Here is a 23572-nt window from a genome sequence, read left to right on the forward strand (position 1 = left end):
CCGGGGTGTACTCGAGCTTCCTGCGCCACGCCGAGCGCCAGGCCGAGCGGTACGGGGTCTCCGCCGCGGAGCTGCTGGTGCGGGCGGGCAAGCGCAAGCTCATCGGCGGCCAGGAGGACCAGCTGATCGACATCGCCCTCGAACTCCAGCGCGAACAGCAGACCGCCTGACCTACCGAATGTCACATGGCGTCAATTCGATCGACGCAATGTGACATTCGGCCCCAACGGGTTTCGCCCCGACCGCAGAGGTGTGCCAGCCGGCGGGCTCTCGAGCCTGCACGAGGAATTCGACGGGAGCGCGTCGCTGCGCTCGCCCGGATGCCGCTACGGTCGACAGTGCCTGAACCGGGCCGTTCCGGACTCCACGTCGACGCTCAGCCATCCGGGTTCGCCACCGGTGGCGTCCTCACGGTCCATCAGCGAGGTCTGTCGCTGTTCGAATTCGAATCGCCGCGACCCTTCGAACACCGCACCGACCTCCTCGAACCCCGTTGCCGCCACCGGCCGTGTGCGACCGTCCCCGCTGCGCCGGAGCAGGCGATGACCCGTCAGACGGCTCCACAACACCTCGACCGCGGCCGCGCCCACCAGCAGGCAGGCCAGTCCCGGAATCGTCATCGCGAACAGCGCGCCCATCGTTCCAGGGTATCGAGCCGTGGAACGCGGCAACGATTCCCGGAGCGCAGGGGCGGGTATCGAGGGATTTCGCCGGTGCTCGCACTGCGGAGCCCGTCCGGAGCGCTCTGCCCGTAGCCGGGTGGATGAAGGACGGTGCATGTGCCACCGACGCGGTCAAGCCTGACCGGGCCGTCTCCGGGCCGGGCCGGCCCGACCCGACAGATGCCGCGATGTCCTGACCGATATCCGGGGGGACTGTGAACCGATCGTGGGCGAGAGCCGCCACAGTCCGGTGGCGGCGAGAATGTGCCACAGCGCGTGGCCTTGCAGGACACTACTCGGCCGGCAGAGCGAGGTCCGGTCGCCGATGGTGCCGAGCACGGCGCCGGACGCGAGAAGCAGTGCTGCGACGATCGTCGTGCGGCGCAGGTGCGGACGGACGCGGGCGCGTTCCAGCGCGAGTCCCACAGTGACCGCGGCGAGCAGTGCCTGCACGATCGTGGAGGCGCTCGAGCCGGCTGCGACGACGGGAACCATCACGAACGGAACGACGAGCCACCACCGCGGCGACAACCGTCGGTCGAACCGGTCGGAAGCGGCGTCGACGGCTATGTAAGCGAGCAATGTCGCGATCGGTATGTCGTGTGCGTAGGCCTGCCACGGCGGGTTCGGTCCGTGCGCTATGAGGGATCCGGCGCCGACCGCGATGACGAGGAGACCGTAGGTCACCGTCGGCGTGCCCTGCCGACGACGTGCGAGCACGGCCAGGCCGGCGATCACGAAGGCCAGGCTGGTGGCGGCAGCCGCTGGCTGCCCGAGAAAGCCTGCGTCTCGATAGAGCTCGCAGACGTTCGCCAGCATCATGGCTCGAGGCTATCCGTTACCGGTCCGCATCGGACATACACAACGGCAGCCGTCTCGACCTGGCTGTCGGGCCGAACGGTGCCGGGGTGGCCGGCGCCGGTTGCTCATCTCTTGGTTCGTCGACTGCCACCGTGCCAGTCCTGCTCCACTCCCACCTCGTCGGGAGCGACGCCGAGGCCGGGCAGCTGCGGCAGTTCGCGCAGGCTACGTTTGAGTTCGGCGAAGCCGGGGAAGCTCGCCAGCCCGACGACGTGGTCCCACAGGCGGAGGGCGTCCTCTTCGCCGGGTAGCCGGCTGATCACCGGCCCGAAGAAGGCCACGCCGTTCGGCGGCTGGAAGTGGATGATCGGCGTGCCGACGTCTCTGCCGGTCAGGCGCAGTGCCTCGTCGGTCTCCGCCTGGATGAGCGCATCGAGCGAGGGGTCGTCCAGCGCGTCCGCCACCTGCACGGGTAGGCCCGCCCGGGCCAGGATCGGCTCGAGGAAAGCCCGCGTTCCTTGCTGTTCCGGTCCGGCGGTGTTGTCGGCGTCCGGCGTGGTCTCGAATATCCGCGCACCGAGCGCCCGGTACAGCGGATCCACCGCCTCGCGCCCGTGCTCGGCCCGCACTCGCGCCGCGACCCGGAGCAGCCGCAGCCCACTCGTGTGACCGGCTTCGTACTCGGGCGGGAAGTGAACGTCGTAGTCGACGTGCGCGTTGATCAGGCGCAGCGAAATGAACCGCCAGTCGACTCGGAATTCGCGCTGGGCCGCCACCAGGCGCACCCACTTGCTGGTTATCCAGGCGAACGGGCACACCGGGTCGAAGTAGAAGTGGATATCTGCATCACTCATGCCTCGTCAGGCTACGGAGTGCTCGGGCGGTCGCCGGCACAGACACCCCTCTCGTCTGAGACGTCGTCGATCAGAGAAGATTCGGATCGCGGGGTCGACAGGCTGATCGCCTACGGCTTCACAAGTCCCGTTCGGTAGGCGATGACGACCAGTTGCGCGCGGTCGCGAGCACCGAGTTTCACCATGGCATGGCTGACGTGGGTGCGGGCGGTGGCCGGGCTGAGGCAGAGTTCGGCGCCGATCTCGTTGTTGCTCATGCCCATACCTACCAGCGTCAGGACCTCGCGTTCCCGGTCGGTGAGGACCTCGAGCCGATGATCGGCGGCCTTGTCGGCTGTGCGCTGGGTGGTGAACTGGGCGATGAGGCGGCGCGTGATGCGCGGTGCGAGCAGAGCTTCTCCGGCGGCGACCACGCGGATGCCGTGCAGGAGCTCGGCCGGACCCGCGTCTTTGAGCAGGAAGCCGCTGGCGCCGGCCTGGAGGCCTTCGAAGACGTAGGCGTCGGTGTCGTAGGTCGTCAGGATGAGGATGCGTACGTATTGGAGCCCGTTGGTGGTGGCGATCTGCCGGGTGGCCTCGATGCCGTCCATCTTCGGCATACGGATATCCATGAGCACGACATCCGGGCGCAGGGCCCGGGCTTGCTCCACGGCTTCGGCGCCGGTTGCGGCTTCCCCGACCACCGTGATGCCGTCCTCGACCTCGAGGAGGATCTTGAAGCCGGACCGCACCAGATGCTCGTCGTCCACGAGTAGGACCTTGATCGGAGTGTCGCGGCCGGATGCGCCTGTCACCGGGTTCATACCTTCACCGTTGCGGCCGGGGCCAAGGGCAGCCGGGCGGTGACGGCGAAGCCGCCGCCCGGGAGCGGGCCGGCGTCGAAGTCGCCGCCCAAGAGCTGACAACGCTCGCGCATCCCTACGATCCCGTGGCCGCGTGTGTCCGTGCCGGCGAACTCGGCGTCCGCACGGTCGGCGCCTCTGGCTGCTTTGTCGGTGTCCCCATCCGCACGCGGGCCGTCGTTCGTCACGCGGACTTCCACGGCGTCGGGGCCGTAGTTCAGGGCGACTGCGACCCTGGTCGGTCCGACATGGCGAATCACATTGGTGATCGACTCCTGCAGGATCCGGTACACGGCGCTGCCTACCGCGCTGGGTACGGGCGGTGGGGGTGATGTCGTCTCCAACTCGACGTCGAGCCCGGCTTCGCGTGCCCTGGCGGTGAGTTCGTCGACCTGCCCGAGCCCTGGGGGTGGGAGGCGGCCGTCGTTGTCGTCGCGAAGGACCCCCAGGATGGCCCGCATCTCCTGCAGGGCCCGGGAACTGGTCTGCTCGATGGCCTCGAGCGTCTGGCGTGCTTGTTCCGGTCGCTTGTCCAGTACGTGTGCGGTGACGCCGGCTTGGACGTTGATGATGGCGATGGCGTGCGCGACGGTGTCGTGGACCTCGCGCGCGATCCGGAGCCGTTCCTCGTCGACCCGGGCGCGTGCTTCGTCCTCACGAGAGCGTTCGGCCAATTCGGCGCGCTCGAGTGCTTCTTCCGCGATGACTCTCCTCGAGCGGACGCTCTCCCCGAGGGCGGCACTCATGCCCGCGGCGCCGATCCGGAAGTACACCCAGCCGACGGCGGCTGGGGGTTCGATGTCGGTCGCGGCGATCAGCCAGACCGCGGCCAGTGCTGCGATGCCCACAACGGCCATCACCAGCGAGCGACGTCCGTCGCCGCGGGCGGTGAGGGTGTAGAGGGCCACGAACAGGCCCAGCCATCCGGGGCCGTCCGGGAAGTCGAGGGTGTAGTACACCATGCTGGCGAGCGCGGTCACGGCGAACACTGCGACTGGCCAGCGGCGGCGCAGGACCAGGACCGCGCCACCGGCGATCAACAGCAGGTAGCCGAGGTTCCCGAGGTCGGACAGGGGGCGCAGCACTGCTTCGGGCTCCCCGCTGTTGCGGACGACGGTGCCCTGGACCTGCATGACAGTGATGAATACCGCCAGCAGCACATCCTGCGCCCAGGCGGGCGGGCGGAACAACGTGACGCGATCCGGCATGGCGCGATCATATGGTTCCGGGTGGGGAAAACAACTCCCGCGAACTGCGCGGCCGCCTACGTCGAGAAGCGTGGTTGTGCGCGAGCCACCTACGTCGAACTTCGTATCCGCTGCCGCCCGCTGTCCGAGGACACCCCGTTGCCGAGACGCGACGATCGTATGCGTCCGCTCAACGACGGAGGCCTCCATGAGCGCGGCCGGAACCCGTCGTTCGACCGAAAGGATCCGCAATGCCTGTCCTCGATTTGCTTGCCGCACCGGCGATCACGCACGTCTCCGTTGTCGCTGCCGGTTACGAGCTCGGCGTCGGGCGAACCGTGCCCACCGCGGCAGCCGTGCTGGGGCTGATCAGCGCCGTCGCCGGTGGGCTGGCCCTGGCCCGATCCCGCCGCACCGGCACCGGACGAGCTCGGACGATCGTGGCCCTGGTGCTGGGACCGATCAGCGTCATCGCCGGCGGGGTGCACGGGGTCAACTCCGCCGGTGGACTCGGCACCGGCAACGGGCTCGCCGGCGCCGTCCTCGCCGTGGCGCTCGGGCTGATCGGCACGGTCCTCGGTGGGCTGGCTCTGGCCCGCTCTCGTCGCACCAGCCGATCCGGTCACGATTCCAGGCCGGTGCCCGCGTCGTGACCCCCGCCCGCTCCGTGCACCGCCACCGAGTGCTGCGCGGGGCCTGGCGCCGGCTCGGCCCGGCGCAGCTGTCCGCCGCCACGGCCGCCGCCGGGCCCGGCGTTCCCCTGGTCGCAGACGGTGGCACGTGACGAATCGAGCGCGCCTGAGCCTGCGCCCACCTGGGCGCCCGCTGCCGACGCGGTGGGCCTTGTCGAGCCGGCGCGGCCCGCGTCGAGGTGGCTGCGGTGACGAGCAGGACGAGCCCTGCCGGTGACGGGCAGTGTGGGCTCGCGGTGCGGTGACGTCGAGCACCGCGAGCTGGTGGCCGGGTGCGTTCTCGGTCGTGAGCGGCGGGCCAGGTGGTGCGATGGTTACCCTCGACTGATGGCGGCATTCCCGGAGTCCACGGTAGGCACGAACTCGGCGGTGGCGCGCCTCGAGAGCACCTTTGCCGACGAGTTGGCCGCCCTGGCGGTGCCGTGGCAGGGCGCTCATGCCCCCGACCCGACGTTGCTGGTGCTCAACGAGCAGCTCGCGGTGTCGCTGCGATGGGACGTGGAGGTGCTGCGGAGCGAGGTCGGGATCGGGGTGCTGTCCGGATCGACGGCGCCGGCTGGGGCCACGCCGGTCGCGATGGCGTATGCGGGACATCAGTTCGGCGGGTACGCACCCCTGCTCGGGGACGGCCGGGCGTTGCTGCTCGGCGAAGTGGTGGGCAGTGACGGTCGGCGAGTGGATCTGCACCTGAAGGGCTCGGGGCCCACGCCGTTTTCTCGGGGCGGTGACGGTTTCGCGGTCCTCGGCCCGATGCTGCGCGAATACCTGGTCAGCGAGGCCATGTATGCCCTCGGTATTCCCACGACGCGTGCGCTGGCGGTGGTCGCGACGGGCCGCCGCGTTCGCCGAGACGGCGCCGAGCCCGGTGCCGTGCTCGCCCGGGTCGCGGCCAGTCACCTGCGGGTGGGCACCTTCGAATTCGCGGCCCGACAGGAGGGAGTCCTGCAGCGGCTCGCCGACTACGCGATCACCCGCCACTACCCGGAGTTGACCGAGCTGCCGGCGACGGGAGAGGGCAGTCGCTACCTGGCATTCTTCGAGGCGGTGGTCGAGGCGCAGGCAGCACTGGTGGCGCAGTGGATGCTCACCGGGTTCGTGCACGGGGTGATGAACACCGACAACACGACCATTTCGGGGGAGACCATCGACTTCGGTCCGTGCGCCTTCCTCGATGCGTTCGATCCGGCGGCGGTGTTCAGTTCGATCGATCACGGCGGCCGTTATGCGTTCGGCAACCAGCCCGCTGTCCTGAAGTGGAATCTGGCGCGCTTGGCGGAAACGCTGCTGCCGCTGCTCGATTCGACGCCGGATGACGCGATTGCCGCGGTGTCGGCAGTCCTCGATACCTTCGACGCGCGTTACGAGGGCCACTACGCCGCCGGGATGGCGGCCAAGCTCGGGGTGGCCGGCACGCTCCTCGATCGAGCGCTGGTCGACGACCTGCTGAGGTTGATGGCCGAACACGGCGCCGACTGGACGGGCAGCTTCCGGGCGCTCGCGGACGAACTCCGTGGGCATTCGGCGCCGCTGCACGCCCTCGTCCCGCGCGAGCACATCGGGCCGTGGGTGGATCGCTGGCGCGGCGCCCTGAGCACACAGGGGCGTGGGACAGCGCAGACCGCGGACGCGATGGACGGCGTGAACCCGCTGTACATCCCGCGCAATCATCAGCTCGATGCGGCTCTGCGTGCCGCGGCCGACGGTGAGCTCGCTGCTTTCGAGAAGCTGCTCGAGGTCGTCACGCATCCGTTCGACCGCCGTGACGAGTGGTCCGACTACACCACACCCGCCCCGTCGTCGTTCAGTGCAACCTTCCGAACCTTCTGCGGCACATAACGCCCGAATACCCACCGCTGGGCACTGCTGTGTTCGTATCGGGGGACTCCCTCGCCGGTGCTGCGCCGCCGAGAACGACGTCGGCAGACCTGGCGGAGGCACCCCCGAGGACACGGACCCAGCTGGTGCGGGGCGGGTTCAGCCGTCTCGCCCGGCGCCGCGGTCGGGGGCGCTCATGTCTCCGGTGCCGGGTATGCCTTGGGCGCGCGCGTAGCGCAGGTACACGGTGCCCGTCGGGCCGGCGACCGGCGGTGCGAGGAGGGTGAGGTTGGTGGGCACCGCGCCGGCGTCGAACACCTTCTTTCCGACGCCGAGCACGATCGGGTGCACCCACAGGTCGAGCCGGTCGAAGAGTTTCTCGCGCAGCAGGGTCTGGACCAGGTTCAGGCTCCCGACGACCTTGACGTGCTCGTGCCGGTCCCGGATTTCGCGCACCGCGCCGGCCAGATCCGGGCCGAGCTGCGTGGATCCGGCCCAGGAGAGGTCGGGCCGGCCGCGGGAGGCCACGTACTTCGGGACGCTGTTGAAGAGCGTGGCGATCTCGTGGTCCTCGCCGCCGTCCTGGTACGGCCAGTAGGCGGCGAAGATGTCGTAGGTCCGGCGGCCGAGCAGCAGGGCGTCGGTGCCTTCGTAGGCGGCCCCGATCTGCGCGCCGGTGACCTCGTCGAGTAGGGGTACCTGCCAGCCGCCGAACGGGAACCCTTCCGGGTCTTCGTCGGGGCCGCCGGGTGCCTGTCCGACGAGGTCGAGGGTGGTGAACAGTTCGATGTCGATCAGGCCCATGGCTCGGCTCCCGGTGAAGTGATGTGTCTCGGTCGCAAAGGTAGACCTGCGGGCGTCGGCGGACTCATCGCTGTGACGGCATCGAACTTCGTCCTCCTCGACCGGCCTCGCGGTGCATCGGTCGCCACCGGTTCTGCGGTGGGCGTCCGTGCGTTGCCCGGCAGTCCGGGCTCGGCGGGCGGTGCACATCTCCTCACTCGCCTCGATCGGGGTGGGGTCGCGCAGGTCGTGCCGGAGAACGGCCGCCCATGCGGTCGGCGGCGTCGCGCGGGCACCGTTGGGGGCAGTGCCCCAGGGGTATGGTTTCCCGACCGGGTGGTGTCGGAGAAGGGCGCTGAGCAGTTTCAGCTCTTGACGTGACCGAGCAGTGTGCGAGTGATGATGTGGTGAGCTTCGGTGAGGATCGAGCCGACCGCTGTCTCGCAGCTGCCGATGCCGTGGATCAGGCTTGGACTTGGCCGGCCCACCAGAGGCCGCCTTCTGCGGTGCCTCGGCGAACGTGCCGCTGCGCTGCTCGCCACCCGATGGATGGCACTCGACAGGATCACCCTGTGCCCCAAGGGAATCGGTTCTATCATCTCGGGCCTGGTAGCCGGTCTGGTGGTCGATGGGGGTGGGGTCGTGGAAACGGTCGCGCGCCCGGGAGGCAGTGCCCGTGACGGAGTGTTTCGACCGGATTGTAAAAGTCTCTGTTGCGCAACGATTTTCGTGTGACAGCACAGGGTGCTGCAGCTGTTGAACAACCGTGTCGGCTGAGTGCGCCGACGCACGCTCCGTCGGTGGCCCGTCGCCGAATGAAGGCGCTCAGACTTCGACGGCGGTGCCGCAGATGCCGCATTCCTCCAGCTGCCGGCGCCTCCATCGCGCGACCGGAACGAAGAACAACGTGAACTGGCTGAATTCCCGGATCCGTGCCCACTGTGTGGTGTTGTGGCAGCGCGGGCACGTTCGGGTCTGCCCGGAGCCGAGGTGTTGCCGCTTGGTGCCGTATCCGAATAGAAGGAACACCACGCCAGCATAGAGCGATGCTCAGTAGACGGTCGTCAGGTGGCAACGGTCTCGAGGGAGACCACGCGATGACCACAGCCGACGATATCGATCGGCACCAGTTGCCCGAAGACCGACTCGCCAGCCAACCCCGCCTGCCGGCGATCTGCTGTCGCCTCTTCCGCCGGCATACAGAAGCCGTGAGCCGGGTAGCCTCACGAGGACGAACATCGAGTGGAGGAAGGGCTATGACGACTGACTTCTCCGTCGGCGACCATGTCCGGTGGAACTCCGAAGCCGGATACGTCGAGGGCGTCATCATCAGGAAGCACACGAAGGACGTGGAGTTCAAGGGGCGCACACGGCGTTGCAGTGAGAGTGACCCTCAATACGAGATCAAGAGCGACAAGACCGAGCACATCGCGATGCACAAAGGCGATGCGCTGAAGAAGCTTTAGGGGGCCGGAATCCCGATGGTCACTCGAGACGAGACGAGCATCATCGACGCGGTCCGGGAGGCAGTCGCTGCCATCCCTCCGGGCTCGGTTGCCTCCTATGGCGATATCGGCAAGAGAATCGGGGCGGGTCCACGGCAGGTGGGCCGAGCGATGAGCCTGCTGGACGACAACGTTCCCTGGTGGCGAGTCGTCTACGCCGACGGAACAACCGCCTCGTGTCACGGCGGTCGTGCACCGGCACTCCTGCTCGAAGAGGGCACCCCCGTGGCCGGGAAGCGGGTTGACATGCAACGCGCTCGGCAAGGATGGATGGACTGACGATCCCTGACGGTGGGTCAGCTCGAGGAGCACCGGGTGCGGCACGTCTATCGGGTGTCGGCGACGGCGCCGGTGCTCGATTCGCTCGAACAACTCGCCGCTCCGCGGCGCGGCGACGTCAGTCCGGCACGGTGATCCGGCCGTCGAGCACCGCCTGCTCGATGCTTGCGCGCAGTTGCGGGCAGCCGTCTCGCAGGGCGCCCGGGGTCGCGTCGTCCCGGAAGTTCGGGCACACCGACGCGGGGTTCTCGCACCACTGCACGCTCGTGTGGTCGAAGCTGTTCTTGCGCACCAGCACGCAGGTGCCGCACTCGCGGCACCGCACCTCGTGCAGGCCCGAATCCAGGTAGTTGATCTTGTCGATGGCGGTCTGCGCGCGGACCGCCTCGACCCGCGCGGGCTGGCCGGCGAAGTCCGGGGCCTTCGCCCACTGGCGCGCCCGGGTCGAGGGATCCATCGTCAGACCTCCGCTTCCTGCTTGCCCTGTTCCTGCTCGGCCTTCTGCCGCGCGAGGTTCTCGGCGACCTCCGCCTGCCACGCCTCGTTGGCCTTGGTGGTGTCCACCTCGTATTCGAAGCGCTGCGTCATCTTCTCGGTGACGTCGGCGACGTCGACGTAGAACTGCTCGTACCAGCGTCGCAGCTGATAGACCGGGCCGTCCTCCTCGCACAGCAGCGGGTTGTCGATCTTGGTCTTGTTCTTCCAGATCTCGACGTCCTGCAGGAAGCCCTCGCCGATGCCCTCGGTGAACTTCGCGGCGAGTTTGGCCGACATCTCGTCGGACATCCCGGTCGGCTTCTTGACGATGATGCCGTACTGCAGCACGAACGAGTCGTGGGTCACGGGGTAGTGGCAGTTGATCAGCACCGACTCGACCTCGTAGCCGCCGTAGCTGTTGGTCATCGGATTGATCATGTAGGAGGGACCGTAGTACGCCGCGAACGACTTCAGCAGCGACTCCATGCCGTACTGGGTGGACATGCCCTTGTCGGGCCGGCCGCGGGTGTTGAGGTACTGCGCGGCGACGTGCCCTTCGAAGACGTTCTTGAAGTAGGTCGGGAACGCGTAGTGGATGTAGTAGAAGTGCGCCATATCCACGACGTTGTCGATGATCTCCCGGCAGTTGGCGCCCTCGATGAGGATCGAGTTCCACGTCCAGTCGGTCCACTCGCCCGACCCGTACTGCTCGATGTCGGGGATCGTGACCTCCGGCGGCGGGGGGTTGCCCTCGGGGTCGTTCCATACGAACAGCTGCCCGTTCTTCTCCATCGTCAGCCAGGAGCGGGTGCGGGCGAGCGGCGGCACGCGACGGGCGTAGGGAATGCCGGTGCACTTGCCGTTGCCGCCCCACCGCCAGTCGTGGAAGGGGCAGGCGACGGAGTCGCCCTTGATCTCGCCCTGCGACAGGTCGCCGCCCATGTGCCGGCAGTAGGCGTCGAGGACCTTCGGGTCGCCCTGGCTGTCGGCCCAGACCACGAGCTTCGTGCCGAAGGCCTCGACGGCGTGCGGCTTGCCGTCCTTGAACGTCCTGGCGAGCCCGAGGCAGTGCCAACCCCGCGCGAAACGCGTGCGGACCTCTCCGACGTCGATCTCGCGAATCTGTGCCATTGTCCCCTCACTTCCCTTCGATTCATCTAGTAGAACACGTTATAGAATATTGCGGCGATCCGGAAGCGATCCGGGACTTTCGTCCCACAGAAAAGACGCCGACGTGCGGTGATTCCGCGGTCTCGACATGAATGGGAACGTGTTCTAGTCTCGAAGCAAGCGATCATTTCCGGAACAGACGGGAGCGTCCAGTGGGCGACCACGAGAGCCACGAGGTACTGCAGCGGATCGACGCGCTGCTGCCCGCCCTGCGGGAACGTGCACAGGAGACCGAGGATCTTCGCCGCATCCCCGACGACTCGATCAAGGCGCTGCAGGAGACGGGGTTCTTCCGGCTGCTCCAGCCGAAGCAGTGGGGCGGCTACGAGGCCGACCCGGTGCTGTTCTACACGGCTGTCCGCAACATCGCGAGCGCGTGCGGCTCCACCGGATGGGTGTCCGGGATCATCGGTGTCCACAACTGGCACCTGGCCCTGTTCTCGCAGCAGGCCCAGGAGGACGTATGGGCCGAGGACACCGACGTGCGCATCTCCTCCTCCTACGCCCCGATGGGCGCCGGCGAGGTCGTGGACGGCGGCTACCGGGTCAACGGCGCGTGGGCCTGGTCCTCCGGGTGCGACCATGCCACGTGGGTCGTCGTCGGTGGCCCGGTCCTCAAGGACGGCCGCCCCGTCGATTTCGGCAGCTTCCTGATCCCGCGCGCGGACTACGGGATCGACGACGTCTGGAACGTGGTCGGCCTGCGCGGCACCGGGTCGAACACGATCGTGGTCGAGGACGTGTTCGTGCCCCGGCACCGCTTCCTCAGCTTCAAGGCGATGAGCAACCTCACCGCCCCCGGCCTCGAGCGCAACACCGCGCCGGTCTACAAGATGCCTTGGGGCACCATCCATCCCACCACGATCTCCACGCCGATCGTCGGCATGGCCTACGGCGCCTACCGGGCCCACGTCGAGCATCAGGGCAAGCGCGTGCGCGCCGCCTACGCGGGGGAGAAGTCCAAGGACGATCCGTTCTCGAAGGTGCGGATCGCCGAGGCCTCGAGCGACATCGACGCCGCGTGGCGCCAGCTGTCCGGAAACGTCGCCGACGAGTACGCGCACCTCGTCGCCGGCGAGGAGGTCCCGATGGAACTGCGGCTGCGCGCCCGTCGCGACCAGGTCCGCGCCACCGGCCGCGCCATCGCGTCCATCGACCTGCTGTTCGAGAACTCCGGTGCCACCGCCCTCGCCAACGGCACGCCGATCCAACGGTTCTGGCGCGACGCCCACGCCGGGCGTGTCCATGCCGCCAACGACGCCGAGCGCGCCTATGTGATGTTCGGTGCCGGCGAGTTCGGTCTGCCGATCACCGACACGATGGTGTAGGGAGACCGAATTGACTGCGACGGAAGAGATCACCTACGAGTCGACGTCCCGGTTCGCTCAGGTGCGCCACGACCTGCGGCTGCACTACCACGAGGCGGGGGTCGGACACGACACCACGATCGTGTTGCTGCACGGCGGCGGTCCGGGCGCCTCCGGCTGGTCCAACTTCGCCCGCAACATCCGCGTGCTGGCCGAGCGCTTCCACGTCATCTGTGTCGACCAGCCCGGTTACGGCAAGTCCGACAAGCCCACCGAGCATCCGCAGTACTTCGTGCACAGCGCCACCGCGCTGAAGGACCTGCTCGACCACCTCGGCGTCGACGGGCGCGTGCACCTGCTCGGCAACTCGCTCGGCGGCGGTGCCGCGGTGCGGTTCGCACTGGACTTCCCGGACCGGGCCGGACGGCTCGTGTTGATGGGGCCGGGGGGATTGAGCGTCAATCTCTTCGCGCCCGACCCTACCGAGGGCGTGAAGCACCTCGGCCGGTTCGCGGCGCCGCCGGAGGGCCCGACCAGGGAGAAGCTCGAGGCGTTCCTCCGGGTGATGGTGTACGACCAGTCGCTGATCACCGAGGAGCTGGTCGAGGAACGCTTCGCCGCCGCGAGCACCCCCGAGTCGCTCGCCGCTGCGCGCGCGATGGGAAAGTCATTCTCCGGACCGGACTTCGAGCTGGGGATGCTCTGGCGCGACGCGTACAAGCTGCGGCAGCGGGTGCTGTTGATCTGGGGCCGGGAGGACCGGGTCAATCCGCTCGACGGGGCACTCGTCGCGCTCAAGCTCATCCCCCGCGCCCAGCTGCACGTCTTCGGCGGCTGCGGGCACTGGGCCCAGCTCGAGAAGTTCGACGAGTTCAACCGCCTGACAATCGATTTCCTGACCGACCGGAGCGGTCGGGGCGAGCGAAGCGACGGGAGTGTCTGACATGGGTATCCGATCTCTCGCGTATCTGCGCATCGGCGCCACCGACATGGACGCCTGGCGCGAGTACGGGCTGAAGGTGCTCGGCATGGTGGAGGGCAAGGGTGTCCACCCGGACGCCCTGTACCTGCGGATGGACGACTTCCCGGCCCGGCTGGTCATCGAGCCGCACGAGAGCGACCGGCTGCTGGTCGCGGGCTGGGAGACGGCGAACGCCGCCGAGCTGCAGGAGGTGCGCGACAACCTCGCGGCCGCCGGGGTCCCGTTCAAGGAGGGCACGGCCGAGCAGCTCGCCGACCGTCGTGTGGACGAGCTGATCGTGTTCCAGGATCCGTCCGGCAACACCCTCGAGGCGTTCCACGGGGTGGCGCTCGAGCACCGCCGCGTGGTCAGCCCGTACGGGCATCGGTTCGTCACCGGCGAGCAGGGACTCGGGCACGTCGTCCTGTCCACCCGCGACGACGAGGAGGCCCTGCACTTCTACCGCGACGTCCTCGGCTTCCGGCTGCGGGACTCGATGCGCATGCCGCCACAGATGGTGGGCCGCCCGGCCGACGGGAAACCGGCCTGGCTCCGCTTCTTCGGGTGCAACCCACGGCACCACAGCCTGGCGTTCCTGCCGATGCCCACGCCGAGTGGCATCGTGCACCTGATGATCGAGGTGGAGAACGCCGACGACGTCGGGCTGTGCCTGGACCGGGCGCTGCGCCGGAAGGTGAAGATGTCGGCGACGCTGGGCCGGCACGTCAACGACCTCATGCTCTCGTTCTACATGAAGACCCCGGGTGGCTTCGACGTCGAATTCGGCTGCGAGGGAAGGCAGGTCAAGGACGAGGAGTGGATCGCCCGGGAGTCCACAGCGGTCAGCCTGTGGGGTCACGACTTCAGCGTGGGGATGCAGCCGTGACCACCGCCGACGACGGTGGGATCGACCCCCGGGTCTTCCGGAACGTGCTGGGCCAGTTCTGCACGGGGGTCACGATCATCACCACCGTCGACGCGGGCGAGCCGGTGGGATTCGCCTGCCAGTCGTTCGCGGCGCTGTCGCTGGAGCCGCCGCTGGTGTTGTTCTGCCCGACGAGGACGTCGCGGTCGTGGACCGCGATCGAACGATCCGGGCGCTTCTGCGTCAACGTGCTCGCGGAGGAGCAGCAGGACACGTGCGCCCGGTTCGGATCCCGGGAACCGGACAAGTTCGCCGGCGTCGAGTGGAGCCCGTCACCGCTCGGCTCGCCCGTCCTGACCGGATCCCTGGCGCACATCGACTGCACCGTCGAGGCCGTGCACGACGGCGGCGACCACTGGGTGGTGTTCGGACGGGTGTCCTCGCTCAGCGAGGTGCGCGACGAGAAGGAGCGGCCGCTGTTGTTCTATCGCGGCCAGTACACCGGCATCGAGCCGGACAAGACCGTGCCGGCCCCCTGGCGCGACGACCTCGAGGCGTTTCTCACCAGTACCTCGGAGGACACCTGGCTCTAGGGGGCCGGCACGGCCGGGCGGACGGTTACTCGCCGGGCTGGGGCACCTGGATGCTGTCGGGCAGCTGGTCGCGGGCCCGGTCGAGTTGCTGTTCGAGCTGCTCGACCATGCGGTCGTTGTTGAGCACCGTCACCACACCCGCCACGTAGGCGATCGACAGCACGAGCGAGACGATGCTGAGCACGATGCCCGCGATGGCGACGCCGCGCCCGGTCACGCCCAGTCGACGTGCCGCGCGCAGGCCCACGATGCCGAGCACGAGCCCGACGAGGGACAGTACCAGGCCCACGGGGGAGAGGACGAGCGAGAGCACGCACACCAGGGCGGCGGTGCCGACGGCGAGTGCGAGGGCGGCGGCCACACTCGTCTTGGCCGGCTTCGTCGTCACCCGCTCCTCGAAGGGCGCGGCGGTGGTGGTGCGGTCCGTCACCCGGTCGTCCGTGACCACGCGCTCGCGGCCGGGAACGGGGTCGCGGCCGGGAACGGGGTCGCGGCCGGGAACGGGGTCTCGGCCGGCGGCACTGGCGCCGGCGGGCTCGCGTTCGATCATCGTCGGTCCTCCTGGTCGGGGTGCTGGCCGGGGGCGCCCTCGTCGACGTAGTACTCGGTGGTCACGACCCGCTTGTGGAGTCGCGGGCCCGGCGAGGGTGCGCTGTGTTGCGTTGTGCCACCGGTGCCACCGGGATGCGACGGTGTGGCCGACGGCGGAGCCGAGGTGGACACACCCCGCGCGCCTCCTTGCGGCGTCCGATGGGTCTCCGGTGTCCGGTCGGTGTCGCGCAGCCGATCGGCGTCCGGTGTCCGGTCGGTGTCCGGCGTCCGGTCGGTGTCCCGCACCCGATCGGCGTCGGGTGTCCGGTCGGCGTCCGGTGCGCGACCGGTGTCGGTGTCGGTATCCGCCCTGTCGTAGTAGCGGTAGAGCTGCGTCTCCTCCTCGGGGGTGAGACGTCCGTCCTCGTCGATGTTCGGGGCGCCGGTCACCGTGTCCTTGTCGAACGGCAGACGGATGTCCTTGCCGTCCAGCTCGGCGACGTCGATCGGCACGAAATGCCGACGGGTGCCGAACAGGCCGGTGACGACGGTGATCCAAGCAGGGTTCCCGGTGCGGTTGTCGAGGTAGACCTCGCCGACCTTGCCGAGCTTGTCGCCGCCGGGTCCGTAGACGGTGGCGCCGACAAGTGCATCGATGTCGCTGTTGTTGATCATGGTGACCTCACCGATCGATTGTGTCTTCGACTCGGTGGGTGCCCGCTGCGACGGGCGCCGAAACCCGAAGGCCGGATCAGATCGGTTCGGCGTCTCCGAAGGTCATCTGCAGACGGGGGATCGACGAGGTGAGCAGCGCGCGCCGGGGCAGCCCCAGCGCGCGCAGTTCGCCGGCGATGGGGTGGGTTCCGAGGCGCAGGGTGGCACCGCCGACGCGGCTGCGCACGCCGGCGGGATTCATCGCCCATCCGGTGCGCCGGGTGATCCCGTCCAGATGGGCGTAGGCCGTGACGGAGGCGGCGGCACCACGCCCGGGAACCGCGAGGCCCGGGCGCACCGACAGTTCCGCGATCAGCTGCCCGTCCCGGCTCACCGACGCGCGCTTGACGGCGCCGGCGTGGTCGGCGTCGAAGTCGGCGAGGATCTTGGGGAACCCCCAGATTCCCCGTCCTGCCGCCAGGGTGAACTCGCCGTCGACGGGCAGTTGATGGATCAGGGCACCGGCGCCGCCGCGGGCGAGTTCCCGCAGATCCTGCAGCACGGTACCGCCGCGCCGGCGATGGTCACGAACGAGGAAGCACACGCCGAACTCGTTGTAGGGTCCGAGATCTCCGTCGACGTAGTCCACGAACACCAGGATGCAGATACCGCGCCCCGGGCGGTGGTGCAGCAGTTCGAGTCCCGTGTGATCGATCAGGGCCCGAGCCGGGGCGGCGGGCACCGAGTACATCGCCATGAATGCCGTCGCGGTCCGAATCCGCACCGGCATCTCGATCGGGGTGCCCGAGATCATGTGTGTCGTCACGTCCTGCCCCTCTGCGCGAACCGATCGCGAACCCGCGACCGGCCGGGTCCTGAATGAGAACGTGTTCTACTATTCGTGCTGCGTCCTGGAAGCGCAAGGGTGATCGGCGAATACGCCCGGAAACGGGCAGCCGCGTGCCGAGGGGCGCGGCTGCCCGTGCGGGAATCGTCCGTCAGTCCGGCGCGCCGATGTTCATCTCGTCCGGGTGCATGCCGACGCGCGTGCCGTCGTCGAGGGTCGCGATCTCGCTCAGGTCGAGGTCGTCGAGTTCGAAGTCGAACACGTCGAAGTTCTGCGCGATCCGCGCGTCGTGGACCGACTTCGGAATCACGATCAGGCCGTTCTGCAGGTGCCAGCGGATCAGCACCTGGGCCGCGGACTTGCTGTGCCGGTCCGCGATGCGCGTGATGATCGGATCGATCAGCAGCGTGTTCGGCTTGGAATCGCGCCCCCACCCGGAATTGCTGGTACCGCCCAGCGGGCTCCACGATTCGACGGCGATACCGTGGTCGGCCGCGAAGGCGCGGATCTCCTGCTGGGGCAGGTGCGGGTGCAGCTCCACCTGGTCCACGGCGGGCAGCATGCCGCCGCGATCGACGAGCAGCTGCAGGTGGTGCGGCTCGAAGTTGCACACGCCGATCGCCTTTGCCCGGCCGGACCCGGCGATCTTCTCGAGTGCGTCCCAGGTGCGCAGCAACCGGTCGTTGTCCTGCAACGGCCAGTGGATCAGGTACAGGTCGACGTAGTCCGTGCCCAGGCGGCGGAGGCTCTCGTCGAACGCCTGCAGTGCCCGGTCGTAGCCCTGGTCGGCATTCCACAGCTTCGTGGTGAGGAAGACGTCCTCCCGCGGGACCGCGGAGGCCGCGATACCGCGCCCGACGCCCTCCTCGTTCCCGTACGCGGCGGCGGTGTCGATGTGCCGGTAGCCGGCCTCGTCGAGGGCGAAGCGCACGGCGTGTTCGGTCTGCTCGTTGGTGGCCTGCCAGACTCCCAGGCCGAGCTGCGGGATGGTGGTTCCGGAATTCAGCGTGATCACGGGAGTGCTCATCGTCCCAGGCTAACGACTGCCGGATCGCCCCGCGGCCCGAGCGAATGTACCCCTCACTCGATCAGGCCGACGCGATGGTTCATTCGCTCGGGCACGCGGGCGTCACATTCCGATCGCGGCCAGGAACTCGCGCGGCTGCCCGAACAGCTGGGCGGTGCCGTGGGCGCGCTTGAAGTACAGCTGCGCGTCGTGTTCCCACGTGATGGCGATGCCCCCGTGCAACTGGATCGTCTCCGCGGCCACCTGCTCGAACGCCTCCGAGCAGTACACCTTCGCCGCATACGCGTCCTGCGTATCCTGCGACAGCGCCGCCGCGTACGACATCGAGCGCGCGGTCTCCACCAGCGCGTACATGTCGGCCATGCGGTGTTTGAGCGCCTGGAAGGACCCGATGACGCGGCCGAACTGCTTGCGGTTCTTCGTATACTCCACGGTCAGATCCAGCGCGGCCTGTGCCGCACCGACCTGCTCGGCAGACAGCGCGATCAGCGCGACGGTGCGCAACCGGTCCACGAGATCCGCCGGGCACGCGAGCGGCCGTCCGGTCACCCCGTCGAACCGCACCTGCGCGAGGCTGCGGGTCGGGTCCATCGTCGGCACCCGGCGCCGGGTCACGCCGGTCGCGTCCGGATCCACCTCGAACAGGGCGACGGCGTCCCCGTCGCGCGCGAGCACCAGCAGGGTGCTCGCGACGTCTCCGCCGAGCACGTAGTGCGCGGTGCCGTCGAGCCGGTCGCCGGTCGCGGTCACCCCCGGCGACGACCAGCCCGCCCCCGAGGCCCAGCACACGGCCGCGATCTCCCCGGCGGCGATGCCCGGCAGCAGCCGCGCGCATGCTTCGGTGTCGCCGGACAGCAGCAGCGCCTGCGCCGCAAGCACCGCCGAGCCGAGCATCGGTGACGGCGTCAGTGTCCGGCCGAGTTCCTCGAGCACGACGTGGGTCTCGGCGAGCGAGGCGCCCACCCCGTCGTAGTCCTCGGGCACGGCGAGCGCCGCCACCCCGATCTGCTCGACCATCCGCTCCCACAGGCCGGCGTCGTAGCCCTCGGGCGCGGTGATCGCCTTGCGCACCGCCGACGAGTCGGAGTGCTTGGCGAGCAGGTTGCGCACCGACTCGCGCAGCGCGGCGCGGTCCTCGGTTTCGAACGTCACGACGCCTCCAGCGCGTCGACGATCCGCGCCCGGTGCACGTCGGGCGTGCCCCACGCGGTGACGAGGGCGCGGACCTTCGTCAGACACAGCGACAGATCGTGTTCCCGGGTGTAGCCGATGGCGCCGTGCACCTGCAGCGCGGTCCGGGCCGCACGGTAGGCGGCGTCGCCGCATGCGACCTTGGCGGCGGAGACGTCCCGCGACGCCTGCGGCAGCCCGTCGCGCACCGACAGCGCCGCGCCGTGCAGCAGCGGCCGGGCCATCTCCAGCGCGACGGCCACCTCGGCGAGGTGGTGCTTGACGGCCTGGAAGGAGCCGATGGCCCGGCCGAACTGCCGGCGCTGCTGCGCGTACTCGGTGGTGCGCTCGAGCAGCGTCCGGCCGAGCCCCTGCAGCTGCGCGGCGGTGGCGAGCGCGCCGAGGTCGAACGCGGCACCGAAGTCGGCTTCGCCCAAAGACTCTCCCGCCGAGACGGGGAACAGCCGGCGGGCCGGGTCGACGGACTCGCGCGGCTGCCCGGGGGTGCCGACGGACACGGCCGAGCCGTCGACGTGCAGCACCAGGTCGGCGACGTCGGCGTCGACCGCGAACGGCACGTCCGGAGCGGCGGCGACGGTCGCGAGCGTGCCGGAGGCCAGGGCCGGCAACCGGTCCGGCGCCGCGGCCGCGAGCAGCACCGGGGCGACGGCGACGGTGTCGACGACCGGGCCCGGCGCGGCGTGGCGGCCGAGTTGTTCGACGGCGACGACGAGGTCGACCGCGTCGGCACCCACGCCGTCGTGGTCCTCGCCGACGAGCAGGCCGCCGAGCCCGATCTCGGCGAGACGCTGCCACACCTTCAGGCCGGGGCCGGTGTCGCCGGCGCTCCACGCGCGGATCACGGCCGGCATGTCGGACTTGGCGAGCAGCGCATCGATACTGGACGCGAAGTCCTCGTGGGAGGAGTCGAGCGCGAATCTCATCGGTCGCCCTTCGGGAGGCCGAGCAGGCGCTCGGCGATGACGTTCTTCTGGATTTCGTTGGTGCCGGCGTAGATCGGGCCGGACAGCGAGAACAGGTAGCCGTCCGTCCAGCCGTCGACCAGCTCGGCGGCGGCGCCCTGCAGGTCGAGCGCCGTCTCGTGGGCGGCGATGTCCCACTCCGACCAGAACACCTTGTTGATGGACGACTCCGCGCCGAGCTGCCCGCCGTCCTGCAATCGCGTGACTGTGCCCCAGGTGGACAACTCGTAGGCGCGCGCGCCGATCCAGGTGTCGGCGACGCGGTTGCGCAGGGCCGCGTCCCCGTGTAGATCCGACGACTTGTACAGCTGCAGCAGCCGGTCGGCGGTGGCGAGGAACCGCCCGGGGGAGCGCAGCGACAGGCCGCGCTCGTTGGAGGCGGTGCTCATCGCGACCCGCCAGCCCTCGTTCACGCCGCCGATGACCCCGGACGCGCCGTGGTCGGCGGGGTCGTCGGGCACGAACACGTCCTCAAGGAAGATCTCGGCGAAGCCGGGCTCGCCGTCGAGCTGGTCGATGGGCCGGACGGTGACGCCCTCCGCGCGCAGGTCGAACATGAAGTACGTGATGCCCTTGTGCCGCTGCGCTTCCGGGTCGGAGCGGAACAGGCCGAAGCCCATGTCCGCGAAGGACGCCCGGGAGCTCCACGTCTTCTGCCCGTTGAGCAGCCAGCCGCCGTCGACGCGGGTGGCCGTCGAGCGCAGTGACGCGAGGTCGCTGCCGGACTCGGGTTCGGACCAGGCCTGTGCCCAGATGTCGTCGGCGCGCGCCATGCGGGGCATGATGCGGGCGAGCTGGTCGGGGTGGGCGTGCTCGAACAGGGTGGGGGCGAGCAGGAAGATGCCGTTCTGGCTGACGCGTCCGGGTGCCCCGGCGCGGTAGTACTCCTCCTCGAACACCACCCACTGCAGCAGCGAGGCGTCGCGGCCGCCGAGTTCCTCGGGCCAGGACACCACGGACAGCCGGGCGTCGGCGAGGGTGCGTTCCCACCGCCGGTGCTCTTCGAAGCCCTCCGCGGTGTCCATCGACTTCAGCGGGGTCTGCGGGACGTGCTCGGCGAGGAACGCGCGGACCTCGTCGCGGAAGGCGAGGGTTGCGTCGTCGAACTCGAGATCCACTACTTCGCTCCGTCCTGGGCCGTGGGGCCCGCGTTGCTCGCCGGGGCGGGGCGGGCGCTCGCCGCCATCGACTTGGCGTTCATGCCGCCGAGGGAGTCGGTGCCGACCTCGGCGTTGTGGGCGTGGGCGAAGTGGTGCAGGCCGAACACCGAGTCCATGCCGTTCCGCATGCCCATCTGGTCCTCGCACTGGTTGACGGCGCGCTTGGTCAGGGCCAGACCGAACCGCGGCATCTCGGCGATACGCGCGGCCAGGGCGAGGGTCTCCTCCTCGAGCTTCTCGCGCGGCACGACGCGGTTGACCATGCCGACCTCGTACGCGCGCTGGGCGCCGAAGCGGTCGCCGGTGTAGAGGATCTCCTTGGCGAAGCGGGTGCCGAGGACCCACGGGTGGGCGAAGTACTCCACTCCGGGAATGCCCATGCGCACCACGGGATCGGAGAAGAACGCATCCTCCGACGCGACGATCAGGTCGCACACCCAGGCGAGCATGAGGCCGCCGGCGATGCACGCGCCCTGCACCATCGCGATCGTCGGCTTGGGGATCTCCCGCCAGCGGCGGCACATGCCCAGGTACACCTCCATCTCGCGGGCGTAGCGCTGGTCGCCGCCGGGCTTGTCGACGTGGTCCCACCACATGACGGCCTTGTTGTCGTAGTGCACGTGGTGATCACGCCCGGGGGTCCCCAGGTCGTGGCCGGCCGAGAAGTGCTTGCCGTTGCCGGCGAGCACGATCACCTTCACCTCGTCGTCCTCGACGGCCCGTTCGAACGCGGCGTCGAGGGCGTAGGTCATCACCGAGTTCTGCGCGTTGCGGTAGTCCGGCCGGTTGAGGGTGACGATCGCGACGCCGTCGCGCACCTCGTAGGTGACGACGTCGGGTTCGTAGGGGACGGTCATGACTTCTCCTCACGCAGAATGTTTTTCAGAACCTTGCCGGACGGGTTGCGGGGCAGGTGCCCGGTGAAGCGGACCGAGCGGGGCACCTTGAAGTTGGCCAGCTTCTCCTTGCAGAACGCGATCACGGCCTCCTCGGTCAGGCCGCTGCCCTCGAGGGCGACGACGTACGCGCGGCCGACCTCGCCCATGCGCTCGTCGGGCACACCGATGACCGCGACCTCGTGCACGCCGGGCAGGCGCATCAGCGCCGCCTCGATCTCGGCGGGATAGACGTTGAACCCGCCGCTGATGTACATGTCCTTGAGCCGGTCGGTGATGTCGAGGTAGCCGCGTTCGTCGAGGGTGCCCACGTCGCCGGTGTGCAGCCAGCCGTCGGCGTCGATCGTCTTGGCGGTGGCCTCCGGGTCGTCGAGGTAGCCGAGCATCACGTTGGGGCCCCGCAGCAGGATCTCGCCCTTGTCGCCGATGCGGACCTCGAAGCCGGCGGTGGCGCGGCCGGAGGAGGTGGAGACGGTGACGGGATCGTCGTCGGTGCGGCACATCGTCGCGACCACGGCCTCGGTCTGCCCGTACGCGGTGAGCACCGCGTCGAAGCTCAGTTCGTTCTGCATGCGTTCGACGAGCGCGACGGGCACGGGTGCGGCCCCGGTGACCGCGATCCGCAGGGACGACATGTCGAATTCGTCGCGGCGGGGGTGGTCGAGGATGCTCTGGTAGATCGTCGGCGCCCCGGGCAGCACGCTGATCCGCCGGTCGGCGACGGTGGCCATCACCTTCTCGACGTCGAACACCGCCATCGGCACGACGGTGCTGCCCGCGAGCAGCGCCGCGACGAAACCGGCCTTGTATCCGAAGCTGTGGAAGAACGGGTTGATGACGAGATAGTTGTCGTCCGGCGTGAGTTCGGCGCAGTCCGCCCACGCCCGGGCGACCCCGATCAGCTGCCGGTGGGCGCTGAGCACACCCTTGCTCCGCCCGGTGGTGCCGGAGGTGAACAGGATGTCGGAGACGTCGTCGGGGGAGACGGCCCGCGCGCGGGCGTCGGCTTCGGCGCGCGCGTCCTCCGTCGCCGAGGCGAGGAACTCGTCCCAGTCCACCACGCCGTCGGCGGGGGCGTCGGTCCCACCCAGCGGGACCCGCACGACGGTGGGAATGTGCAGTTCCGGCGCCGCGGCGCGCAGGGCCGCGTACCGGTCGGTGCCGAGGAAGTCCCCGGCAACGACGAGGGCGCCGGCGTCGATCCGGTCGAGGATGTCGTGCGCCTCGTCGCCGGTGTATCGGGTGTTGACGGGGACGACGATGCCGCCGGCCCAGTGGATCCCGAGCGCGGCGACGATCCAGTGGTGCGTGTTGGGCGACCAGATCGCGACGCGTGCGCCGGGCCCGACGCCGTGGGCGACGAGGGCGGCGGCGAATTCGCGGACGTGGTCGCGCAGTTGTGCGAACGTCGGTTGCACGTCGCCGTCGACGATCGCGGTCCGGTCGGCGTGCGCCGATGCGGCGCGTTCGAGGGCCGCCGGTGTGGTTCTCGGTTGTGCGGTCACGGAGCT

The 23572-nt window shown here is 69.4% G+C and carries 28 protein-coding genes and 1 pseudogene; 11 read left to right on the forward strand and 18 right to left on the reverse strand.

The features are described 5' to 3' along the window. Window positions 1–170: pseudogene (locus AIIKEEIJ_RS25350) on the forward strand (4-hydroxy-2-oxovalerate aldolase); the annotation flags it as partial. Window positions 171–326: 156 nt separating this feature from the next. Here the strand turns inward: AIIKEEIJ_RS25350 and AIIKEEIJ_RS25355 are convergent. The 5 genes from AIIKEEIJ_RS25355 to AIIKEEIJ_RS25375 all read right to left on the reverse strand — a co-directional run bounded on the left by AIIKEEIJ_RS25355 (window position 327) and on the right by AIIKEEIJ_RS25375 (window position 4367). Then, the gene (locus AIIKEEIJ_RS25355; RefSeq protein WP_050034558.1) at window positions 327–638 is read right to left on the reverse strand and encodes a DUF6191 domain-containing protein; all 312 of its coding nucleotides are present in this window, start codon (window positions 636–638) and stop codon (window positions 327–329) included. 156 nt (window positions 639–794) lie between these two features. Next, window positions 795–1484 (reverse strand): hypothetical protein, encoded by a 690-nt coding sequence (locus tag AIIKEEIJ_RS25360; protein WP_161996828.1) that lies wholly within the window; start codon window positions 1482–1484, stop codon window positions 795–797. 104 nt (window positions 1485–1588) lie between these two features. Beyond that, on the reverse strand, window positions 1589–2317 hold the full coding sequence (locus AIIKEEIJ_RS25365; protein ID WP_161996829.1) for a mycothiol-dependent nitroreductase Rv2466c family protein: 729 nt from the start codon (window positions 2315–2317) through the stop codon (window positions 1589–1591). 110 nt (window positions 2318–2427) lie between these two features. Beyond that, window positions 2428–3120, reverse strand: coding sequence for a response regulator transcription factor (locus AIIKEEIJ_RS25370; RefSeq protein WP_043797531.1), 693 nt, complete (start codon window positions 3118–3120; stop codon window positions 2428–2430). After that, on the reverse strand, window positions 3117–4367 hold the full coding sequence (locus tag AIIKEEIJ_RS25375) for a sensor histidine kinase (protein WP_006943311.1): 1251 nt from the start codon (window positions 4365–4367) through the stop codon (window positions 3117–3119). The genes AIIKEEIJ_RS25370 and AIIKEEIJ_RS25375 overlap by 4 nt, the downstream gene beginning before the upstream one ends. Window positions 4368–4597: 230 nt before the next feature. Here AIIKEEIJ_RS25375 and AIIKEEIJ_RS25380 point away from each other — a divergent pair, with 230 nt between their 5' ends. The 3 genes from AIIKEEIJ_RS25380 to AIIKEEIJ_RS25385 all read left to right on the forward strand — a co-directional run bounded on the left by AIIKEEIJ_RS25380 (window position 4598) and on the right by AIIKEEIJ_RS25385 (window position 6874). Beyond that, a complete protein-coding gene (locus AIIKEEIJ_RS25380) occupies window positions 4598–4999 on the forward strand; it encodes a DUF6223 family protein (RefSeq protein WP_006943309.1) in 402 nt (133 codons plus the stop codon). Further along, entirely contained in the window at window positions 4996–5130 is a 135-nt protein-coding gene (locus tag AIIKEEIJ_RS33760) for a hypothetical protein (RefSeq protein ID WP_006943307.1), read from the forward strand. Before AIIKEEIJ_RS25380 ends, AIIKEEIJ_RS33760 begins: the two co-directional genes overlap by 4 nt. A gap of 235 nt (window positions 5131–5365) precedes the next feature. Next, entirely contained in the window at window positions 5366–6874 is a 1509-nt protein-coding gene (locus AIIKEEIJ_RS25385; protein WP_044476509.1) for a protein adenylyltransferase SelO, read from the forward strand. 138 nt (window positions 6875–7012) lie between these two features. On the opposite strand, the gene AIIKEEIJ_RS25390 is transcribed toward AIIKEEIJ_RS25385, so the two are convergent. Continuing rightward, window positions 7013–7657 carry a dihydrofolate reductase family protein gene (locus AIIKEEIJ_RS25390; protein ID WP_102800436.1) on the reverse strand — a complete coding sequence of 215 codons (645 nt, stop codon included), beginning with the start codon at window positions 7655–7657 and terminating at the stop codon, window positions 7013–7015. Window positions 7658–8461: 804 nt separating this feature from the next. Continuing rightward, window positions 8462–8665, reverse strand: a complete 204-nt coding sequence (locus tag AIIKEEIJ_RS25400; protein ID WP_081636979.1) for a zinc-ribbon domain-containing protein — start codon at window positions 8663–8665, stop codon at window positions 8462–8464. A gap of 227 nt (window positions 8666–8892) precedes the next feature. Between AIIKEEIJ_RS25400 and AIIKEEIJ_RS25405 the strand changes: the two genes are divergently transcribed. Genes AIIKEEIJ_RS25405 through AIIKEEIJ_RS33765 form a run of 3 tightly spaced genes read left to right on the forward strand, consistent with a single transcriptional unit; the run spans window position 8893 to window position 9555 of the window. Then, window positions 8893–9102: a DUF2945 domain-containing protein gene (locus tag AIIKEEIJ_RS25405; protein WP_006937741.1), complete on the forward strand. Its 210-nt coding sequence runs from the start codon at window positions 8893–8895 to the stop codon at window positions 9100–9102. Between the two features lie 15 nt (window positions 9103–9117). After that, window positions 9118–9420: an MGMT family protein gene (locus AIIKEEIJ_RS25410; protein ID WP_006937742.1), complete on the forward strand. Its 303-nt coding sequence runs from the start codon at window positions 9118–9120 to the stop codon at window positions 9418–9420. Between the two features lie 12 nt (window positions 9421–9432). Beyond that, window positions 9433–9555: a hypothetical protein gene (locus AIIKEEIJ_RS33765; RefSeq protein WP_006937749.1), complete on the forward strand. Its 123-nt coding sequence runs from the start codon at window positions 9433–9435 to the stop codon at window positions 9553–9555. Here the strand turns inward: AIIKEEIJ_RS33765 and AIIKEEIJ_RS25415 are convergent. Further along, window positions 9539–9877, reverse strand: coding sequence for a hypothetical protein (locus AIIKEEIJ_RS25415; protein WP_161996830.1), 339 nt, complete (start codon window positions 9875–9877; stop codon window positions 9539–9541). The genes AIIKEEIJ_RS33765 and AIIKEEIJ_RS25415 overlap by 17 nt on opposite strands. 2 nt (window positions 9878–9879) lie before the next feature. Next, on the reverse strand, window positions 9880–11028 hold the full coding sequence (locus AIIKEEIJ_RS25420) for a Rieske 2Fe-2S domain-containing protein (protein ID WP_029540927.1): 1149 nt from the start codon (window positions 11026–11028) through the stop codon (window positions 9880–9882). A 191-nt stretch (window positions 11029–11219) separates the two neighbouring features. Between AIIKEEIJ_RS25420 and hsaA the strand changes: the two genes are divergently transcribed. From hsaA to hsaB, 4 genes are read left to right on the forward strand one after another with little or no spacing between them, the layout of a single operon-like run. Beyond that, a complete protein-coding gene (gene hsaA / locus AIIKEEIJ_RS25425; protein ID WP_006937755.1) occupies window positions 11220–12395 on the forward strand; it encodes a 3-hydroxy-9,10-secoandrosta-1,3,5(10)-triene-9,17-dione monooxygenase oxygenase subunit in 1176 nt (391 codons plus the stop codon). A 10-nt stretch (window positions 12396–12405) separates the two neighbouring features. Beyond that, entirely contained in the window at window positions 12406–13317 is a 912-nt protein-coding gene (gene hsaD / locus AIIKEEIJ_RS25430) for a 4,5:9,10-diseco-3-hydroxy-5,9,17-trioxoandrosta-1(10),2-diene-4-oate hydrolase (protein ID WP_161996831.1), read from the forward strand. Window position 13318: 1 nt separating this feature from the next. Then, entirely contained in the window at window positions 13319–14221 is a 903-nt protein-coding gene (hsaC, locus tag AIIKEEIJ_RS25435) for an iron-dependent extradiol dioxygenase HsaC (RefSeq protein WP_161996832.1), read from the forward strand. Then, window positions 14218–14793 (forward strand): 3-hydroxy-9,10-secoandrosta-1,3,5(10)-triene-9,17-dione monooxygenase reductase subunit, encoded by a 576-nt coding sequence (gene hsaB, locus AIIKEEIJ_RS25440; RefSeq protein ID WP_161996833.1) that lies wholly within the window; start codon window positions 14218–14220, stop codon window positions 14791–14793. Before hsaC ends, hsaB begins: the two co-directional genes overlap by 4 nt. 25 nt (window positions 14794–14818) lie before the next feature. Here hsaB and AIIKEEIJ_RS33770 read toward each other — a convergent pair whose 3' ends face one another. From AIIKEEIJ_RS33770 to fadD3, 9 genes are all read right to left on the reverse strand, one after another. After that, a complete protein-coding gene (locus tag AIIKEEIJ_RS33770) occupies window positions 14819–15343 on the reverse strand; it encodes a DUF4190 domain-containing protein (RefSeq protein WP_161996834.1) in 525 nt (174 codons plus the stop codon). Next, window positions 15340–15999: a PRC-barrel domain-containing protein gene (locus tag AIIKEEIJ_RS25450; RefSeq protein WP_161996835.1), complete on the reverse strand. Its 660-nt coding sequence runs from the start codon at window positions 15997–15999 to the stop codon at window positions 15340–15342. The genes AIIKEEIJ_RS33770 and AIIKEEIJ_RS25450 overlap by 4 nt, the downstream gene beginning before the upstream one ends. Window positions 16000–16075: 76 nt before the next feature. Continuing rightward, the gene (locus AIIKEEIJ_RS25455) at window positions 16076–16792 is read right to left on the reverse strand and encodes an acetoacetate decarboxylase family protein (protein ID WP_161996841.1); all 717 of its coding nucleotides are present in this window, start codon (window positions 16790–16792) and stop codon (window positions 16076–16078) included. 184 nt (window positions 16793–16976) lie between these two features. Next, window positions 16977–17852 carry an aldo/keto reductase gene (locus tag AIIKEEIJ_RS25460; RefSeq protein ID WP_029540948.1) on the reverse strand — a complete coding sequence of 292 codons (876 nt, stop codon included), beginning with the start codon at window positions 17850–17852 and terminating at the stop codon, window positions 16977–16979. 102 nt (window positions 17853–17954) lie between these two features. Further along, a complete protein-coding gene (locus AIIKEEIJ_RS25465) occupies window positions 17955–19004 on the reverse strand; it encodes an acyl-CoA dehydrogenase family protein (protein WP_050034568.1) in 1050 nt (349 codons plus the stop codon). Beyond that, window positions 19001–19966 (reverse strand): acyl-CoA dehydrogenase family protein, encoded by a 966-nt coding sequence (locus tag AIIKEEIJ_RS25470; RefSeq protein ID WP_161996836.1) that lies wholly within the window; start codon window positions 19964–19966, stop codon window positions 19001–19003. Before AIIKEEIJ_RS25470 ends, AIIKEEIJ_RS25465 begins: the two co-directional genes overlap by 4 nt. Next, window positions 19963–21123: an acyl-CoA dehydrogenase family protein gene (locus AIIKEEIJ_RS25475; RefSeq protein ID WP_161996837.1), complete on the reverse strand. Its 1161-nt coding sequence runs from the start codon at window positions 21121–21123 to the stop codon at window positions 19963–19965. Before AIIKEEIJ_RS25475 ends, AIIKEEIJ_RS25470 begins: the two co-directional genes overlap by 4 nt. Beyond that, window positions 21123–22022, reverse strand: coding sequence for an enoyl-CoA hydratase (locus tag AIIKEEIJ_RS25480; protein WP_029540960.1), 900 nt, complete (start codon window positions 22020–22022; stop codon window positions 21123–21125). The genes AIIKEEIJ_RS25475 and AIIKEEIJ_RS25480 overlap by 1 nt, the downstream gene beginning before the upstream one ends. Beyond that, entirely contained in the window at window positions 22019–23566 is a 1548-nt protein-coding gene (fadD3, locus tag AIIKEEIJ_RS25485; RefSeq protein WP_161996838.1) for a 3-[(3aS,4S,7aS)-7a-methyl-1,5-dioxo-octahydro-1H-inden-4-yl]propanoyl:CoA ligase, read from the reverse strand. The genes AIIKEEIJ_RS25480 and fadD3 overlap by 4 nt, the downstream gene beginning before the upstream one ends. Between the last annotated feature and the right edge of the window lie 6 nt (window positions 23567–23572).

It is taken from the genome of Rhodococcus sp. YH1 (assembly GCF_009939605.1).
Taxonomy (GTDB): Bacteria; Actinomycetota; Actinomycetes; order Mycobacteriales; family Mycobacteriaceae; genus Rhodococcus; species Rhodococcus aetherivorans.

Excerpts from the sequence above, each read along its gene's own strand:
- AIIKEEIJ_RS25455 (WP_161996841.1), bottom strand. The coding sequence starts at position 16,792 with ATGATCTCGGGCACCCCGATCGAGATGCCGGTGCGGATTCGGACCGCG.
- AIIKEEIJ_RS25385 (WP_044476509.1), top strand. The coding sequence starts at position 5,366 with ATGGCGGCATTCCCGGAGTCCACGGTAGGCACGAACTCGGCGGTGGCG.
- AIIKEEIJ_RS25415 (WP_161996830.1), bottom strand. The coding sequence starts at position 9,877 with ATGGATCCCTCGACCCGGGCGCGCCAGTGGGCGAAGGCCCCGGACTTC.
- AIIKEEIJ_RS25355 (WP_050034558.1), bottom strand. The coding sequence starts at position 638 with ATGGGCGCGCTGTTCGCGATGACGATTCCGGGACTGGCCTGCCTGCTG.
- AIIKEEIJ_RS25470 (WP_161996836.1), bottom strand. The coding sequence starts at position 19,966 with ATGAGATTCGCGCTCGACTCCTCCCACGAGGACTTCGCGTCCAGTATC.
- AIIKEEIJ_RS25370 (WP_043797531.1), bottom strand. The coding sequence starts at position 3,120 with ATGAACCCGGTGACAGGCGCATCCGGCCGCGACACTCCGATCAAGGTC.
- AIIKEEIJ_RS25375 (WP_006943311.1), bottom strand. The coding sequence starts at position 4,367 with ATGCCGGATCGCGTCACGTTGTTCCGCCCGCCCGCCTGGGCGCAGGAT.
- AIIKEEIJ_RS25450 (WP_161996835.1), bottom strand. The coding sequence starts at position 15,999 with ATGATCAACAACAGCGACATCGATGCACTTGTCGGCGCCACCGTCTAC.
- AIIKEEIJ_RS25405 (WP_006937741.1), top strand. The coding sequence starts at position 8,893 with ATGACGACTGACTTCTCCGTCGGCGACCATGTCCGGTGGAACTCCGAA.
- AIIKEEIJ_RS25390 (WP_102800436.1), bottom strand. The coding sequence starts at position 7,657 with ATGGGCCTGATCGACATCGAACTGTTCACCACCCTCGACCTCGTCGGA.
- AIIKEEIJ_RS25410 (WP_006937742.1), top strand. The coding sequence starts at position 9,118 with ATGGTCACTCGAGACGAGACGAGCATCATCGACGCGGTCCGGGAGGCA.
- AIIKEEIJ_RS25360 (WP_161996828.1), bottom strand. The coding sequence starts at position 1,484 with ATGATGCTGGCGAACGTCTGCGAGCTCTATCGAGACGCAGGCTTTCTC.
- AIIKEEIJ_RS25460 (WP_029540948.1), bottom strand. The coding sequence starts at position 17,852 with ATGAGCACTCCCGTGATCACGCTGAATTCCGGAACCACCATCCCGCAG.
- AIIKEEIJ_RS25365 (WP_161996829.1), bottom strand. The coding sequence starts at position 2,317 with ATGAGTGATGCAGATATCCACTTCTACTTCGACCCGGTGTGCCCGTTC.
- AIIKEEIJ_RS33770 (WP_161996834.1), bottom strand. The coding sequence starts at position 15,343 with ATGATCGAACGCGAGCCCGCCGGCGCCAGTGCCGCCGGCCGAGACCCC.
- AIIKEEIJ_RS25480 (WP_029540960.1), bottom strand. The coding sequence starts at position 22,022 with ATGACCGTCCCCTACGAACCCGACGTCGTCACCTACGAGGTGCGCGAC.
- hsaC (WP_161996832.1), top strand. The coding sequence starts at position 13,319 with ATGGGTATCCGATCTCTCGCGTATCTGCGCATCGGCGCCACCGACATG.
- AIIKEEIJ_RS25380 (WP_006943309.1), top strand. The coding sequence starts at position 4,598 with ATGCCTGTCCTCGATTTGCTTGCCGCACCGGCGATCACGCACGTCTCC.
- AIIKEEIJ_RS25420 (WP_029540927.1), bottom strand. The coding sequence starts at position 11,028 with ATGGCACAGATTCGCGAGATCGACGTCGGAGAGGTCCGCACGCGTTTC.